The 16,055-nt window shown below is 46.5% G+C and carries 12 protein-coding genes and 1 pseudogene; 1 reads left to right on the forward strand and 12 read right to left on the reverse strand.

The features are described 5' to 3' along the window. Nucleotides 1-71: 71 nt before the first annotated feature. From GGR28_RS16865 to ltrA, 4 genes are all read right to left on the reverse strand, one after another. Complete coding sequence (locus GGR28_RS16865) at nucleotides 72-716, reverse strand: integrase core domain-containing protein (protein WP_183497041.1); 645 nt, start codon at nucleotides 714-716, stop codon at nucleotides 72-74. 12 nt (nucleotides 717-728) lie between these two features. Further along, nucleotides 729-1,286 (reverse strand): helix-turn-helix domain-containing protein, encoded by a 558-nt coding sequence (locus GGR28_RS16870; protein WP_183496997.1) that lies wholly within the window; start codon nucleotides 1,284-1,286, stop codon nucleotides 729-731. Nucleotides 1,287-1,798: 512 nt separating this feature from the next. After that, nucleotides 1,799-2,224, reverse strand: coding sequence for a peptidase associated/transthyretin-like domain-containing protein (locus GGR28_RS16875; protein WP_183496998.1), 426 nt, complete (start codon nucleotides 2,222-2,224; stop codon nucleotides 1,799-1,801). A gap of 401 nt (nucleotides 2,225-2,625) precedes the next feature. Continuing rightward, nucleotides 2,626-4,089, reverse strand: a complete 1,464-nt coding sequence (gene ltrA, locus GGR28_RS16880) for a group II intron reverse transcriptase/maturase (protein ID WP_319936744.1) — start codon at nucleotides 4,087-4,089, stop codon at nucleotides 2,626-2,628. Between the two features lie 863 nt (nucleotides 4,090-4,952). Between ltrA and GGR28_RS16885 the strand changes: the two are divergent. Next, nucleotides 4,953-6,176, forward strand: a pseudogene (locus tag GGR28_RS16885) (IS256 family transposase). Between the two features lie 146 nt (nucleotides 6,177-6,322). On the opposite strand, the gene GGR28_RS16890 reads toward GGR28_RS16885, so the two are convergent. The 8 genes from GGR28_RS16890 to GGR28_RS16925 form a co-directional block, all read right to left on the reverse strand. Then, complete coding sequence (locus tag GGR28_RS16890; RefSeq protein ID WP_183497000.1) at nucleotides 6,323-7,435, reverse strand: hypothetical protein; 1,113 nt, start codon at nucleotides 7,433-7,435, stop codon at nucleotides 6,323-6,325. 88 nt (nucleotides 7,436-7,523) lie between these two features. Further along, entirely contained in the window at nucleotides 7,524-8,276 is a 753-nt protein-coding gene (locus tag GGR28_RS16895; protein ID WP_183497001.1) for a DUF4262 domain-containing protein, read from the reverse strand. Between the two features lie 33 nt (nucleotides 8,277-8,309). Further along, nucleotides 8,310-8,588, reverse strand: a complete 279-nt coding sequence (locus GGR28_RS16900; protein WP_183497002.1) for a hypothetical protein — start codon at nucleotides 8,586-8,588, stop codon at nucleotides 8,310-8,312. Nucleotides 8,589-8,971: 383 nt separating this feature from the next. Continuing rightward, nucleotides 8,972-10,057, reverse strand: coding sequence for a Fic family protein (locus GGR28_RS16905; RefSeq protein ID WP_183497003.1), 1,086 nt, complete (start codon nucleotides 10,055-10,057; stop codon nucleotides 8,972-8,974). 211 nt (nucleotides 10,058-10,268) lie between these two features. Further along, complete coding sequence (locus GGR28_RS16910; protein ID WP_183497004.1) at nucleotides 10,269-11,510, reverse strand: DDE-type integrase/transposase/recombinase; 1,242 nt, start codon at nucleotides 11,508-11,510, stop codon at nucleotides 10,269-10,271. A gap of 249 nt (nucleotides 11,511-11,759) precedes the next feature. Continuing rightward, nucleotides 11,760-12,845: a hypothetical protein gene (locus GGR28_RS16915; protein ID WP_183497005.1), complete on the reverse strand. Its 1,086-nt coding sequence runs from the start codon at nucleotides 12,843-12,845 to the stop codon at nucleotides 11,760-11,762. Nucleotides 12,846-14,380: 1,535 nt separating this feature from the next. Then, complete coding sequence (locus GGR28_RS16920) at nucleotides 14,381-14,761, reverse strand: hypothetical protein (RefSeq protein WP_183497006.1); 381 nt, start codon at nucleotides 14,759-14,761, stop codon at nucleotides 14,381-14,383. A 476-nt stretch (nucleotides 14,762-15,237) separates the two neighbouring features. Then, nucleotides 15,238-15,996 (reverse strand): DUF2971 domain-containing protein, encoded by a 759-nt coding sequence (locus GGR28_RS16925; protein WP_183497007.1) that lies wholly within the window; start codon nucleotides 15,994-15,996, stop codon nucleotides 15,238-15,240. Between the last annotated feature and the right edge of the window lie 59 nt (nucleotides 15,997-16,055).

Here is a 16,055-nt window from a genome sequence, read left to right on the forward strand (position 1 = left end):
TATTCCAAAGATATAATAAACTAGTTACTTGTTCGGACCGCCCGTAAGGGAAAATCGGTCCGGACAAGTAATTAGCTGGATTTACGGCTACGCTGGTGGCGATCGAGAAAGCGCTGTGGCGAATCGCGCGGGGAGATCAGTCGGTAATAGCGCCCCTCTTCCACCCGATCAGCCAGCTCAAAACTACCCAGGCAGAAGTGGCGGTAGTACAATGCTCGCTGCCGCTCTCCCGTCTGCCTGATGGCTACCTCCTTACCCTTCAGGGCCTGGCTAACGCTTATCCACTCCTTACTACCCCAACGGATCGCTCCATTCGAGCATACCTGGTAAACGTCCATCGTCGAGTCGTACTCCGGTCGACTAACCCGCTCTCGATACTCGTGATCAGAAGGTACGTAGACCGACCCCGGAGTAAGCTGGCCGAGTTGCTCATGGGGGCGAATGTGATTGTAGCGATACGCAAAATCGTTCATCGAGCGGTTCTGCGCCCGTAGGTCCTGACAACTCGGCTTACAACACTCTACCTTCAGGTCCCGGTGCATCCGTTCATGACTACCGTTCTGACCCGGACAGCCCGGATCGCTGAACAGGGGATGGATCCCGTGGTCGATTAACCAGAACGATAGCCGCCCGTAGCCGCAGGGACTCTGAATGCTAGCAAAACAACTGCCGTTGTCCGTCTGCAGGTAAGTGGGTTGGCCGTACTCACGAAACAGCGCCCGGAGCTCTCAGCGTACATTCATCCACCGTTCCTGATACTGCCCCTTGATCCGGAGAACATAGTGACTCTTAGCGTCACACACCGTTAGGGGGTGACAACGCTTACCGTTACCTAATCGAAAATGGCCCTTATAGTCTACTGTCCAGATGTCGTTACACGTCTCGGCCAAATATTTAGGATGGTGCTTCTCGCTCGGCCTACGACGTGCTTTGGCCGGCTTGATGCGCCCGTTGCGACGCAGGACATTGGTGATCGTCGTCAGACTGGGAATAGTCCGCAAGGGAAAACTACTCACCAGTTGGGGGCGAATCTTCTTCGCCCCCCAGGTGTTCTTCGGGTACTTGTCCCGCCAGTGTAAAATCAGGGCTTCCAGGTCCCCGGCAATCCGGGACGGACTGTGCAGCGGCCGGCTCGTGCGTTCCACCAAGCATTCGTACCCCTGCTGGTGGTAGCGTCCCATAATTGCATACCCAGTCTGACGGGATATGCCATAATATTCACACAGACTGCTGAAAGTGTACCGATCTTCCAGGACCTCGTTAATGAAGGCAATCTTTTCATTCATAGCTGAACTCTCTTTCCAGGACATAGCTTTTTAGCCTAATATCCTCGTTTAGAAAGTGTCAACCAGGTCTCTTATCCACTGTAAATTAGGTCCGTGATCCGTACAATGCTGAATTCTCCGGTCACTAACTCATTGATAAAAGCAATTTTCTCATTCATTTCCGTAGTAGTTTTCCATCCCATGGCTTCGGTTTTTTTAAAGCCAATTTCGGGGGTGAAAAAGTGCTACCCATCTCTATGCAGAACTGTTACCTATGTCTATGGACCGTACAGGTTGCGCCGAACGAGAGCGCCCACGCAACCGGGGCATCACTAATTCGAAAGTAGTGACTTTAACCCCACCCGCGAGGGAGCGGCACGGCGGCATGGACCGAAACCGACCAGCGGGAGCTTTCGGGCCATTGACGACGGGACGAACCCGAACCCCGATAGTAACTAGCCAACACTTCGGCCACCCTGCCCCGGTTGACGTGGTCGCGGTGTTGGGCGAATTTTTAATTTTGGTTATTTTACTTAGTGCAGGACGTACACCGGTGCCAACTTTATTTCGATTCTTCGACCATGTACTTGATAAATCGGCACCTCAATTGATCTATATCCCAAACATTCCACTCCAAGTTTTTCTTCCCCTTCCAATGACTTTAGCTCAATATCAAACCTCCCATCAAAATCGGTTACAAACGCCGTATCATTGCCTACAATAACTTTTGCTTGTGGCAAGCCATAGTTGTCATCAGAAATAACTCTTCCAATAATTTTCAAGGTTTTATTTCGCGACGCTTTAGTCTTCTCAATTCTTATATATCCCCTATAGGTTTTCAAATTGCCTAGTACAATTGATTCTTTATATATGTACTCATAGGAACAGGATTGAATTGTGGCAAGCAATACCTGAGCCCCTAAAAAAATTATACAACCTGCAAATTTGAATCGTATCATCCTTTAACGTTCGCCAACTTGTCTTCCTTTAGAATTATAACAACTTTCTTTTAAGTCTAAAAGATCGCTACTGAATTACAATCAAATTGGGATCATTCCACAAAATCAATTTTCCACGAGATCTTCAAATTAATCATTTCCTATTATTAATCTTGATTAAGGGTATAAGTTTTAAGTCGTCGAATAGGTCGGGTTCTCTGCTCCGTTCTTGAGCGGTCTTTACCAAGCATGACAATGATCTCTCCGTCAATATCCTGGCTTTGATGAATGTAAAGTAGGCCTTTTTAATATTACGATGGTATCCATTGGCGTATTGTGTCGAGTAGGCCGGGGGATTTTCACCCCCAGCCTCTCACAGAACCGTACGTGATAGTCTCCCATCATACGGCTCCTGTTAAGCATTAGGCTATACCCTGGTTCGCGGTTATTCCGTATTTCCAGTGATGGAACAGGTGCGGCTTCTTTTTCGCCAGACTCCTCAACCACCTGCCGGCTTTGCGGAAGCTGCCCTTGAACCGTTCGTACTTTTTGATCGCCCATTTCAGTAAGCGGAAGTTAAAGCGTTCGAAGATTCTGCGAACCTTGAACCGATCCAGCTCCCCGTAGTAGTTCAGCCAGCCCCGCAACTTCGCGTTGAACTTCGCCGCGATGACCTCGATGCCTACGAAGACCCACCGCTGGAAGTTGCTCTGACGCAACTCCTCGGTGATGCGTCGTTCGCTCTTCGGCAAGATGGCACCGTCAAAAGAAAGGAATAAACTGCCGTCACGCCGCCGCTTCGTCCGCGGTTGAAAACGGTAACCCAGAAAGTCAAAGTAGACCGGATAGTCATTCTGTCCCTGACTCATCTCCGTCTTACAGTGCACGATCTTGGTCTTGTCCGGATGTAGGCGCAGTTCGCAGGCCTGCATTCGCTCCCGGATCAACCGTAGAACATACTCGGCTTCCCGCGCCGTGCGGCAGAATACCACCGCGTCGTCGGCGTAGCGGACCAGCTCCACCCCACTGTACGTCCGCTTCAGCCACTCGTCCAGGACGTAGTGCAAAAACAGGTTCGACAGCAGAGGGCTGATCACCCCGCCCTGCGGCGTGCCCCGGCCGATGCGCAATCGTTCACTTCCATCCGCTTCCCGGATCGGTGCGCGCAACCAGGTTTCGATGAGCCTGAGCACCCAACTTTCGGATACGTGCTTCCGCAGGGCCTTCATCAGCAGGTCGTGCGACACTTCGTCGAAGAAGCTCTTGATGTCCATGTCGATGCAGTAGAAATACCGCCGGCAGTGACGCTGCACCTGACGCAGGGCCTGATGGGCGTTCTTCTGACTACGGTACCCATAGGACGAGGGGTGGAATAGTCGGTCCAGTCGCGGTTCGAGGTAGCTCTTGATGACTTGTTGCGCTATTCGGTCCTCTACCGTCGGTATGCTCAGCTTCCGGATGCCTCCGTCCGATTTGGGGATCTCTACTTCCCGCACCGGGCTGGCGTGATAGCTGCCCGAGGTCAGACGATTCCACAGACGGTACAGGTTACCTTGCAGATCTTGCGCAAAGTCTTCCAGTGTCTGTCCATCAACCCCGGCTCCGCCCCGGTTCTTCCTTACTTTCTTATACGCGTTTACTACTTGTGAAAATGAAATGGGTAATACCTTGATCCCGGACGGTAGGCTCTTACTCCGCCGTTGCGGTGGTGGCTCTACCCTCCCGGATCGCTCAACTGTGGCCCTTCGCTCCGCTTCCATTACAGTTGCATCCACACTACTAGGGCCACATCCGCCATCAGGCCCGGCATCGGTGTTCGTCCTTGCCGGCGTTGCTCCGACTTGCGACTTTCCCTTATCATCCCGACCTGACTTCTCCTGTTCCATGAATGAGCCTGAATAAAGATCATGCCCCCTTTATGACGCCTGCCGCATAGCCAGTAAACAGGTAGCCACTATGCTCTTCCTCCGGTCGAAATAACCCGGCAGTTCTGACAGAGAGTACGTTTTCTCGACACTTCATCGAGGGTTCACTTGTGTTCATCTTCTTTATTCTCACCTGACCGATTCGCTCGGCCTTTTCATCCAACGCTCAGTACCCCAGGGTCACCCCCGCAGCACCTTGGACTGGTTTGTAGACTTGCCTGTACATCGTCGACGGTGGGCCTACCACCATCTTATTCATAGCATTACTACGTCATAGTTATTGAATTAATCAACGGTTATGGGTTAGTATTCAGGACACACATCTCGCCCAACGGGTGTGCAGACGCAAGCCCGGCTACCACCGACCAGCTCTCTAAGCACCGAGACACACTGACCTCTCACTCCTTCACCAAACACAGCCCTCCCCCACCCTCGCCGGGTTGACGTATGCACGATGTTGGCGGATGTGCGTCTTTTCAATAAATCTCTCGTTCTGGTCGATTGTCCAAGGTAACTGGAAAGGTTCCTTCGTCAATGTTGATTCTTACAAATAATCCCTACCGCTCTGTCCTGTAATCTGTGACGCGGGCCGACCTCGCGGCGGTAGCTGTGGGTAATCAGGAATGGGGCCATCCTTGGGCACTAGAGTTATTCCGGTTACCATTGTGGCTGGGTGGGGGTGGCTGGCATCTGCAAAAACCCCCGAGGAGGGGAATTTTTGCAGATTGACGCCAGCGCCAACCAGCCGGGCAGCCTCGCCGAGACCGTTGCAAAAAGTGTGTCCGGGGAGAAGTCATTAACTTTTTCATCTCAATACACTAGACATGCAAGACGCAGAATTTGATTTAGAAGCCTTCCGTGAAGAGGCCGTGAGCAAACTACAGGCCGGCGATGGCTTGCTGGGTAAAGACGGAGCCTTCACACCTTTACTGAAAGCCTTTTTGGAGCAGGCCATGGAAGGCGAACTCGACGCTCACATTGCGGAAGAGGAACGATCCAATCGCAAAAACGGCAGAGGTAAGAAGGTCATCCGCACTAGCCTCGGCGAAGTAGAGCTCTCTACACCTCGTGATAGAAACGGCAGCTTCCAGCCAAAAGTGGTTCCCAAACGGCAGAAGAACCTGCCTAGGGACATCGAACGCCAGATCATGACGCTTTACGCTCGCGGCAGTTCCCTGGGCGACATCCGCGACTTTCTCGAACAGATGTATGACGTGGAAGTGAGCCCCGCTATGATCTCCCGCGTAACCGACAAAGTCATTCCCCTACTGGAGGAGTGGCGTACGCGGCCCTTGGAGAGCGTCTATCCCTTCGTATTCATGGATGCCATCCACTACAAAGTGCGCGAGAAAGGGCGCGTAATTACCAAAGCGGTCTACGGTATTTTGGGAGTCAATCAGGAAGGTTACCGCGACGTACTGGGCCTCTACATTGGACAGCATGAATCGGCAAAGTTCTGGATGCAGGTATTGACTGACCTGCAAAGCAGAGGTTTAGAGGATATGTTGATCGCCTCAGTAGACAATCTGACGGGCTTTGTAGATGCCATTGCAGCGGTCTATCCCCGTACGGATGTACAGCTCTGCATCGTCCACCAGATCCGCAACTCCAAGAAGTACCTGGCCCATACCGACTGCAAAGACTTCATGGCGGACCTTAAAACGATCTACCAGGCCATTACCCGTGAGAAGGCCGAACACGCCCTCAACCGCCTCGATCCCCGATAGCTATCGGGGTGGGGTAAACGCTACCCCAAGGTGATCGAAAGTTGGCGCCGCAACTGGGACAATCTGAGCCTCATGTTCAACTACAGCTACATGATCAGAAAGGTGATGTACACCACTAACTCTATCGAGGCGTTCCACCGTCAACTCCGCAAAGTGACCAAAACCAAGGGCTCGTTCACCTCTGACACGGCACTCATGAAGTTGCTTTTCCTCGTCCAGCGCGACGTGACCAGTAAGTGGAAAAAGCCGATGCACAACTGGAACCGGATCCTCTCTCAACTGGCCATCCTCTACGATGACCGATTGCGCTTGGACCTATGAGTCGGGAGGTAGCGTCCGTATTCTTTACCCAATCCCCCTTATCTTATACGGGGCTTGGGCAAAGAATACTCCCATCAAGAAATTATCGCCTGACACACTTTATGCAATACTCCCGCTTGACGATGGCGCAATGTTGGGCGAATAATTTATTCTTTACAATTGAAAGACTCTACAATTTTAGTAGACGAGTGACCAAAATTAAGTTCTACGTTTATACCTTCCGTACTGTGACTGTAAGTATCAGATACTCCTGTTCGATAATTCAATATCATTGCATTATCAGAGCAAGTTAGAATATTCATTTTTCTCCATATACCTTCACAATATTTCAAACTGTCTATCTTAATTACTTCTGTATTATGTCTTATGTAAATATTACAAGGTGTTTCAGCTACAATAATTATATCGCCAGCTTCCTCTAATTGAAACAGCTTCTCTGCTTGAAGAAAAACATTTTGATCTCTTCTCTCCCCATAGACAAAATTAAACAATCCATTCTGATAGTAGTATGTTATAGTGTCGTTACCCTTTCTATAGTATCTATTGTTTAATACATCCCTTGTGGAAGTGTAAGTTGATAAATTAAGCATTTGATCGATTTGACTTTGAGGTAGTGAATGTAAAATCCACCTGTTATATCCGCCTTTGTATTCCTGCCGATCTTGGTTTCGTTTAATAAAATTTTCATTCTGGATTGATGCTTCTACCAATCTAAGAATTTCTTCAAAATTAACTTCGGTATTAAGATTACGGATAATCAGGTTTGCGTTGTTCATATTTTTTGACAAATAAGTATCCTCATAATTCTGAATAATTCTTGACTTTTTATAGCTCACAAAAAAATCGCTTGTGTTTCTATTATAAGTATAGTCATGGATGAAGTCGATTAGAATATTGTCCGTATATGTAACACTTTTAGCCAAGTCACTTATCATCCTTGCCAACATCTCCGCTTTTTGTACTTCCTCGTATTCATAGCCGGTTCTAATTCGCACCAAAACATTCTCTTCTTTAAACTTGTAGTATCGGTCTTGATGACCATATGCTGTTGCAATAAAAGAGCATGATAGAATTACCGTGATAAGTGCTTTTCGATATAAAGCACTAATTAAACTAATAAGTCTCATTCTGTGGTATTTTAAGGTATCTACTTCAATTTGTACCGGACTCTCTAAGATAAGGCTGAGCATTGTCGTTTCGCCCAACGGGGGCGCCAACGCAGGACGGCTCCACTGGCCAGCATCTGGACCGACCAACATTTAAGATAGCTTTTTCGAGCCTCCTCGATACCTAAATGGCTCACCGCCGGCTTGACGATGGCGCAATGTTGGGCGAATCTTTTTTATACTACTCCTCCTCGTCAATAAAAACGGCCCAAGGTCCATGCTCTGACCTTCGTTCAGCATATTTCCCTTTCTCAAGATGAATCAGATCATTAAGCGTGGTATCCTTATCGACCAATGATTTGATTGGTACTAATCTGCCATCGCTAGCAGTGGGAAACTCCTCATGATGAAACTGCCACTCTCCATCCAAATTATGATAGACTCTGAGTACTGCCTTACCGTCTACCACTGATTGAGTAGTATACACACACCAATTTGGCTTCTCTAAAAATTTGAACCCTGGATCCCTATTTAAAAGTGGCTGCATTCTATACCAACTTTCATTGAACTCTTCTTCCCAAGGGAAGTGTCCGTTTATATCTGGCCAGACTAACTGTAAACAAGGATATTCTATATTTTTTTCATTAAACCAGTTGCAATATCCAAGATAGTCGCCATAATAGTCTTTTGCCACCTCTACAAAACGGACGGAATATTTATCAATCAGGTCTTTATAATCCCGATATGGCTTAAAGTTTTCTCCATCCCTAATTTTATTCCCGAGGTCATTAAGTATATGGTGCATAACCTCCGGTTTCAAGCCAAAAATTATTATCTCGGGATGACCAAATGATTTGTAGAGTCCGATAGTCATTGCATAATCAGGAACATAATTTGAATTGGTTAGCCATCCTATGTGCCACCCGTACTTTTTCACATCCGAAGTGATGCGCTCCTTCGTTAGGTGGTCGTGATGAGCGTGTATATCGTCCATATAGTTTTACTCGAATATCTAGTTAATATCTGCTTACGAAGCGGTGGTTAATAGATTGCCTATTAGAATCAGGCTTGCTACAGTCAACACGAAATAAAATATAGTCCGATTCATAACCATGTCGCGTCTCCTCAAATCTACCGCTTCTGATGGATAGTCCAAATCCCACACTGCATTTGTAGCAATACGAGCTAGATCGGCGACACTGAGCGGTATACGCTTGACTTGATTCTGGGGCAGTGGATAAAACCATCCACCTGGATTAATTAATCCCTCTTCGTCTCCATGGTAGTACCATTTGTAACCATCCATATCGACATGTTACCTCTGAGCAAACTCAATGATAAAATCATGCCAGTCATCCCCGCTCATTCGCGAAGAGCGCCAAACGTCTTGGTGGTCGTCCAGTTTGCCTCCGCTGGAGACTTCGACTAGATCTATGATTTCCTCCTCTGTTATCATGATTGGGCAAAAGAGTGATGGGTGATAAACAGTCCATGCTGTTAGTACATGACTGCAGGACCGTTTGTACGGCCGCCTAAAGCGGCTGTCGCCCAACGGGTGTGCAGGCGCAACCCGGCTACCACCGACCAACTCTATAGGCATCGGAATACACTAACCCTGGATTCTTTACCCTACAGAGCCCTCCCCCACCCTCACCGGGTTGACGTATGCACAGTGTTGGGTCCAGTTGTTTATCTTTTTAAAAGGTCAAAGAGTTGCTGGTTAACGTAGACCACTTCCCTCCCAAACTTCTTACTTTTCAAAATTTCCAACTCTTCCAGCTGCCGTAAGTACCGGGAAGCTGCTTTGCGTTCTACACCTAGCTTTTGAACAACAAATTCAATCTTTGAATAGGGTTGCTCGAAAATCAATTCAACCAGTTCTTTAGAATATATTTTTGGGGCATCCGCTTTAACCTTTTGAATAGTTTGTTTTAATAGAACTCTGATATCCTTTATTTGGCGCATTGTATCAATGGAAGTTTTCTCGACTGCTTTAAGCATAAAGATGATCCAATCTTCCCAGTGCCCTTTTTTATTCACCCCATTCAGCAAGCGATAATAATCTGCCTTTTTCTTTATTATGTATGAACTAAGGTATAATATTGGAATATCGATAAGCCCATTCATAATAAGAAAAAGTATATTCAATATTCTCCCAGTCCGTCCGTTACCATCGTAAAACGGATGAATACTTTCGAACTGATAATGAAGAATACCTAACCAAATTAGGGGTGAGACATCTTCTCGTAGTTCCTCATTATTGAAGTAATGAATAAAGTTGGATAGCAACTCTTCTATCTCAATTTTATCCTGCGGGGGCGTATAAACGACTTCCCCTGTTTTGTCATTTTTCAATACGGTGCCCGGTGTTGACCGAATTCCCGCATCGTTGTTGATCAAATCCTTTTGAATTTTAATGATATCGTTTACCCTAATAAAGCCTTGCCTGGTGAGTATATCGTAACCCATCATGATGGATCGTCGGTAGTTGACAACCTCCTTGGCCGCTGGACGGACTACTAAGTCACTAACTGAAAGTGCCTCATACAACTCATCCGTGCTGGTGATAATATTCTCTATCTCCGAGCTATCCTTTGCTTCTTTTATAATTATGGCATTCACCAACATCTGCTGACTTGGAATCGACTCAGCTATTCCTTTAAGTTCAGCGATTGCAAGGGATGATCTGGCAACCTGCTTTAGAACCCGCTTAGTCTCAATCTCAGCAAGGTTTGGTGGTAGTTTGGGTAAGTGATGTGGTGTAGATTGTCCCATGTGATTAATTTGTGAGACAAAAGTACAATTTTTGGTACACATATAGGGTGGAGGATGGTATTTTATGTGTACCGCAGACAGTGGTAACACTTCTCCATAGAGATGGGTAACACTTTCTATTTATTCAAAAGTAACCATTTTTATCCTGTCCCCGCTGTGCTCCCCGCGCCCCGGAGGCCGTAGGCCGGAAGGGCGCGGGGAGCACAGCGGCCTATTTTCTCTTGCGGGCCTCCCAGTCCCGATACTTCTCCGGCATGTCCCGGGAGGAGATCAGCCGGTAGTAGTTTTCCTTGATCACCTCTTCCCCCTCCCGAAAGAATCCCAGACATACCTCCCGATAATAGAATTCGTGGCATCGCTCCCCTATCGTTTTGTGGGCGATGTACCTACCCGCTAATGCTCGCGTAATCGTCACCCATTCGTAGCTACCCCACCGGATGCAGCCCGTAGCGTAGACTTTGCGGACTTTCATCTCGCTGGGATAATCATAGGGGCGGACCCGCTCTTCGTAGACCGTACCGGAACGCTCATACACCGAACTCGGGGTGCGCAAATCCAGTCCTTCGTGTGGTCGTACCGTATTGTAGTCAGACCGGAACTGACCGAAGCGCTGACTCTGTACCCGCAAATCAATTGCTGCGGGACTGAAACACTCCCTTTCCAGTTCCCGGTGCATCCGTTCGTGTTTCCCGTTCTGGGTCGGACAGCCCGGATCGCTCAGCAGATGACGAATCCCATGTTCGATCAGAAAGTAGGAAAACCTGCCGTAACCGCACGGACTCTGAGCACTGCTGAAAACACTACCGTTATCCGTCAGCACGTGCTCCGGCTGACCGTACTCCCGAAACAGGGCCCGAAAGGCGGTGATCACGTCTTGTTGACTTTCCCGGTAAGCGGCCGCTATCTTCATGATGTGGCGGCTATAGTTATCGCAGATCGTGAGTGGATAACACTTGCGGCCATTGCCCAACAGGCGATAACCTTTGTAGTCGGCCGACCAGATCTCATTACTATGATCCGTCTCGAAGCGGGGACGGGAGGGCTCCAGCGGGCGGGGCCTTTTCTTACGGGGAACGATCAGCCCCTGACGACGTAAAATCTTGTGGATCGTCGTTTCGCACGGTACCCGACTGGCCGAAAAATCCCCAAGTAACTTCGCCCATATCTTGCGAGCGCCCCACTTCTTTTGCTGCAGGCTATCTCCTCCTTGTCTCCAGTAGCGAATCCGAGCAATCACTTCCTCATCCGTACAGCCCGGACTGGTGTGCGGACGCTTCGATCGCGCCAGGTGAAAAGTGACCGGATCCTCCTGCCATCTATTTCTCAGAGCATAGCCCGTTTTACGACTGATCCCGTACTTACCGCAAAGCTCCGTCATGCTGAATTCTCCGGTCACTAACTCATTGATAAAGGCAATTTTCTCATTCATTTCCGTAGTAGTTTTCCATCCCATGGCTTCGGTTTTTTTATAAGCCAATTTCGGGGGGGAAAAGTGTTACCCATCTCTATGATGAACTGTTACCTATGTCTATGGACCGTACAGGTTGCGCCGAACGGGGGCGCCACCGCAGGCCGGCTCCACCAGCCAGCTTTCAGATCGAGAGCTAAATTTCCTAACCGACAAAGCATCCTCGACACCTATCCGCACCACTGCCGGCTTGACGATGGTGCAGTGTTAGCGGCATAATTTTTCTCATTGAGGTTACCACAATAATATATGAGTAGGGCGTAAAGCTCCATCCTTTTCTTTAAAATATGAATAGATTCCTATTTCTACTGGCCCTGAACTGATTTCAAGTTTCTCCAGGTTCCAAAATCTTTGTTCTATATCAGTATAATCATAATATCCTGAGTCTCCTGGCCCTTTAATTGTATAGCTTTGTGGGTCGAATCTAGGAGTAAGGATTCCAAGAGATAAATAAGAATCCTTAATGTCTTTGATTGTTGAATGGCTGTCTGTTCTTCTATAAATATTTAATGGCATATTGTTGATTTGTATTCTGAATAAATTCTCTTTAATTTCATAGCTCAAACTAAAAGTAGTAAATTCAGAAAACTGTGTCACCGTCTGGAAGTCAACTTGCATATGATCTCTTTCTGGATACATTGCACCACGCAAAATCAAGTCATCTCTTGTTTTGTATTTTGGGTTAAGACTTATAGTTATTGACAAAAGTATCTCGCTAAAATATTCTCTTGCTTTTTCGGCAATTAATTTTTCGTTTTTGTATCCCATTTGAGTTGAACCAATATTGATTGGTATGTATCCCATCATATTAAAATCTGAGGGCGCATATTCTTTAATAACTTTAGACAATTCATCGTTGGAAAGTACAAAGACTAAATCACATTCGAAATCATCCCGTATAGGCAGCAAAGACTCTCGTAAGTCGTTTTGAAGATTAGCGATTTGTCTTTCTTGATTAGAAATTTTATCAACTAGTAACTCATTTATCGAGTCGCTAAGTTGCAATAAACGCTCATTGAGAATAATCTCTGATTTACCGTTTTCAATTATTATTGAATCTCTAACCAGTATTTCTCTATGCCTTGACGAGTCTAATTGGATGAGATTGTTTTTAGCCTGCACTTCAAGTTCTGCACTTTTATTATTACTATATGCAAGTGCTATTCCAATAATAGCAATGATTATGCCTAATGTAGTCGCAATACGACCAGGCAGTGTCAAGGACTTTGTTTTGGACTCAGGCGAAGTTTTGTCGTAAAGATCAAATAGGTCTTTTATCAAAGTCAAAGTCAACCCAAGAATAATAACCATTATTTCCATCCTGTAAAGTTACAGACTTACTGATACAATGTAGTACGAGTGAAATTTTAGTAATTCATAAATAGCCATATCAAACGACTGTTTATTCAATCTCTTTCGATAATACTATTTGTCATATCTATCGCTTAATTCAAATTAGTAGTATAGATTTAAAGTGGATGCGTACTTCATTGAAATCATTTCATTCTTTGTTGCTAGCTTCGGAGAGTCCTGCTTGGTGTTTGGTTGCTGATTGCCGCTAACGGGTGTGCAGACGTCAGCCCGGCTACCACCAACTAGCTCTATAAGCACCAAGAAACAATAACCTCTCACTCCTTCTCCAAACAGAACCCTCCCCCACCCTCGCCGGGTTGGCGTATGCACGGTGTTGGCGGATGTGCCTTTCTTTTAGATAAATCCTTAATCCTGGTCGAACGTCCAAGGTAAGCGGGAAAGCACCTATATCAGTTTTGTTCTTTACAAATAATCCCGGCCCCTCTACCCTGTCATCTGTGACGGTGGCATCCATACTGCGGCAGCTATGGGTAAATCTGGAATGGAGCCACCTCTGGGCACTAGAGTCAATCCGGTAACCAGCAAGGCTGGGTGGGGATGGCTGGCATCTGCAAAACCCCCCGGGCAGGGGAATTTTTGCCGATTGACGCCAGCGCCAGCCAGCCGGGCATTCTCGCCACCCAACAACCATCCGGCTGAAATTGATGGATGATGATTGATGATGAATGGATAAAGTCGTTGGTGCGGCTGGCAATTTTATGAGTGGATGATATCGATCTTCGTTGCTGATCCTAGACTGACCGGAAGAAATAGATCCTTCCGTCCACCGAGTAGCTCAATCTGGTAATTAGCTTAATGTGGACCATTAAATGGTGAGTGTCCTGAGCCGTGCGGTAGCATAATAAGTGTCCTGCGGGCTCAGGCCTCAACGGCAGCGTTCGTAACAAATAAATAATTCTCAACGGCCACCATCTAACTCAACGGTGAAAGGGCAAGCACGCCGGCTATCTTCCAGGTAGATAGTGGTGATCCTTGCGGTAGCGTAATTTGTGTCCTGCGTGCTCAAGTCTCGGCGGTAGCGTTCGTGTCCTATAAATAATTCTCAACGGCTACCAACCAATTCAACGGTGAAAGGGCGAGCACGGTGGCCATCTTCCAAGTAGAAAGTGGTGGTCCGTGCGGTAGCGTAATTTCTGTGATGCAGGTTCAGTCTCGGGCGGTAGCGCTCTTTTCAAGTGGCTGATGCTAGCCAGCTACCACACGACTCAATCCTGAAGTAGTCATACTCTCGATCATCATCTGGGTAACCATGCTGACCCTTGCGGTAGCGTAATTTCTTGGTTGCCGCTTTCTCATTTCTCGGTGATGCTAGCCTGTATGGTATGATGGCATATCCGCCAACGGGGGCCTACCCGACGGCCGCCTTTACCAAGTAACACTATGGGTGTCGACTTCCTTTCAGACAAAATCTAAAACACGGGTAGCACCCACATGATTGATAGGCGGCTGTACGCGGTAGGCGGTGTTGGGCCCAGTGGCTTTTATTTAATTGTCATTCTTATCTCTTTCTTTTCAACGTTGATTATGTACCATTCTGCCGAATTTTCTAATTGCAATTCATCAGCGAGATGTCTTCCTAGCTCATACTTTTTCTTGTGGTAAGATCCTAATTCTAAGTAAACCTTGTACCTCTCCTGCCCATCGATTCCGAAAAATGCTAATCCTTTAAATTGAACCACTCCATTTTCCCTTACAGGAGGATCTAATATTATCCCGTCGCACCAAAACCCTGTTATGTGTGGCGCTGGGCATTTCTTGATAGATTTGGTTAAGCCATACTCAAGACTCTCACCTAGTATCTGCCTTATATGCGACGTTATCATAATAGCTGTGAGTTTGATTATCCGATAGTCTAAAATCACTTCATTTTAAGGTATTAAAAGGTAAATTGTGTTCAACTCGATCAGATAACTGAAGTATGTCCGAGCGAAATAATCAAGGTTACTGTTCCCTCCTAGATTGATGAACCGTGTAAGTCGGACACACTGGAATTGTGGGTTCCTTATAGACGGAGAAAATTACTTAATCACCAGCGTAGGTCTTTTCGGCGATTGAGAGCATGGGCCAAAACCCGGAGCTCAAGCGGAGGCTTTTGGCCCATAGTGAACATCGACGAAAACACCGGACATCATCGCCAATCAGCTGAGATGGCTTGTCTGAAGGTGAAAGTTTAAAATTAGCCGGTTTATTAATGTTAATTGATCATTGCGCTTCCTTCATTCTACTTTTCAGGTGATCACTATGGACTGAAATATTGAGCAATATTTAACAATAAAGTGGTTTACTTGATGGATATACTCTTAAGTTAAACTGCACTGTTAGATTTCTGTCGCCGTGATTAAAAATCTAAGACCTTAAGTTCAAGACTAGGGGGTGCCAGCTGGATTTTTTGAAGTTTTACATCACGGCCTTTCACTATTTCCAGCACACGATCAATATTTTCTTTCGACACTTTGCTTCCGAAAATGATGTGAGTTAAGCTCTCGGGTTTGAACTTATAAAGTTGCTTATCACCTTCCCTAACGTTGCAAACTCTCACTTCCTCCTCATGTTTCCAATCACTGGATTTGGTGAATATCAATCTCTGAAGTGCGTACTCATCCGAGAAAATATCCAGCCGAGGAAATTCGGCACCATCGACGTACTCAACAGGTAATCCTGCGAATGTTTTTGGATCCTTAGCCGCATCAAATCCCATACAGATACCTTTGTATTTATCAGCATAATGAGACCACATCAATTTGATGTCGTTCCTTTTACTAAAACAGCAGACCCTAACAAAGTCATCCGCAAAATTAGGTTGGGAATGATGCTTTCGAAGCAAATCTTCTAGTGGAGTACTTTGTGTGCGTAGGATCTTTTCTATGTGAGATCTGTCGTACCCAGATCTAACGAAGTAGTCAGCAATGCTTGCTAGGGAGCTGTCACTTGCAAAGGGAATTTGACAATCGAAGGCATCGTTGAATTCACTAGGCGCAGCAAACCACAGGTGATTTTCCTCAAGCGTGTTGTATGTGTCTTCATTCAGTGCTCTATATTTATAAATCATCCCGGCATGCGCCTCCCTCTTTAATGTCTCTAGATCGTAATTCCTCATTACAAAATCATTTGGTTATCAGATTTGTAAATGTAGCCTTCCTCTAACCTAGCAGTTCA

The organism is Neolewinella aquimaris (assembly GCF_014197245.1).
Taxonomy (GTDB): Bacteria; Bacteroidota; Bacteroidia; order Chitinophagales; family Saprospiraceae; genus Neolewinella; species Neolewinella aquimaris.

Coding starts and splice junctions, on each gene's coding strand:
- GGR28_RS16870 (WP_183496997.1), bottom strand. CDS start 1,286: ATGAATGAAAAGATTGCCTTCATTAACGAGGTCCTGGAAGATCGGTAC.
- GGR28_RS16875 (WP_183496998.1), bottom strand. CDS start 2,224: ATGATACGATTCAAATTTGCAGGTTGTATAATTTTTTTAGGGGCTCAG.
- ltrA (WP_319936744.1), bottom strand. CDS start 4,089: ATGGAACAGGAGAAGTCAGGTCGGGATGATAAGGGAAAGTCGCAAGTC.
- GGR28_RS16890 (WP_183497000.1), bottom strand. CDS start 7,435: ATGTTGGTCGGTCCAGATGCTGGCCAGTGGAGCCGTCCTGCGTTGGCG.
- GGR28_RS16895 (WP_183497001.1), bottom strand. CDS start 8,276: ATGGACGATATACACGCTCATCACGACCACCTAACGAAGGAGCGCATC.
- GGR28_RS16900 (WP_183497002.1), bottom strand. CDS start 8,588: ATGGATGGTTACAAATGGTACTACCATGGAGACGAAGAGGGATTAATT.
- GGR28_RS16905 (WP_183497003.1), bottom strand. CDS start 10,057: ATGGGACAATCTACACCACATCACTTACCCAAACTACCACCAAACCTT.
- GGR28_RS16910 (WP_183497004.1), bottom strand. CDS start 11,510: ATGGGATGGAAAACTACTACGGAAATGAATGAGAAAATTGCCTTTATC.
- GGR28_RS16915 (WP_183497005.1), bottom strand. CDS start 12,845: ATGGAAATAATGGTTATTATTCTTGGGTTGACTTTGACTTTGATAAAA.
- GGR28_RS16925 (WP_183497007.1), bottom strand. CDS start 15,996: ATGAGGAATTACGATCTAGAGACATTAAAGAGGGAGGCGCATGCCGGG.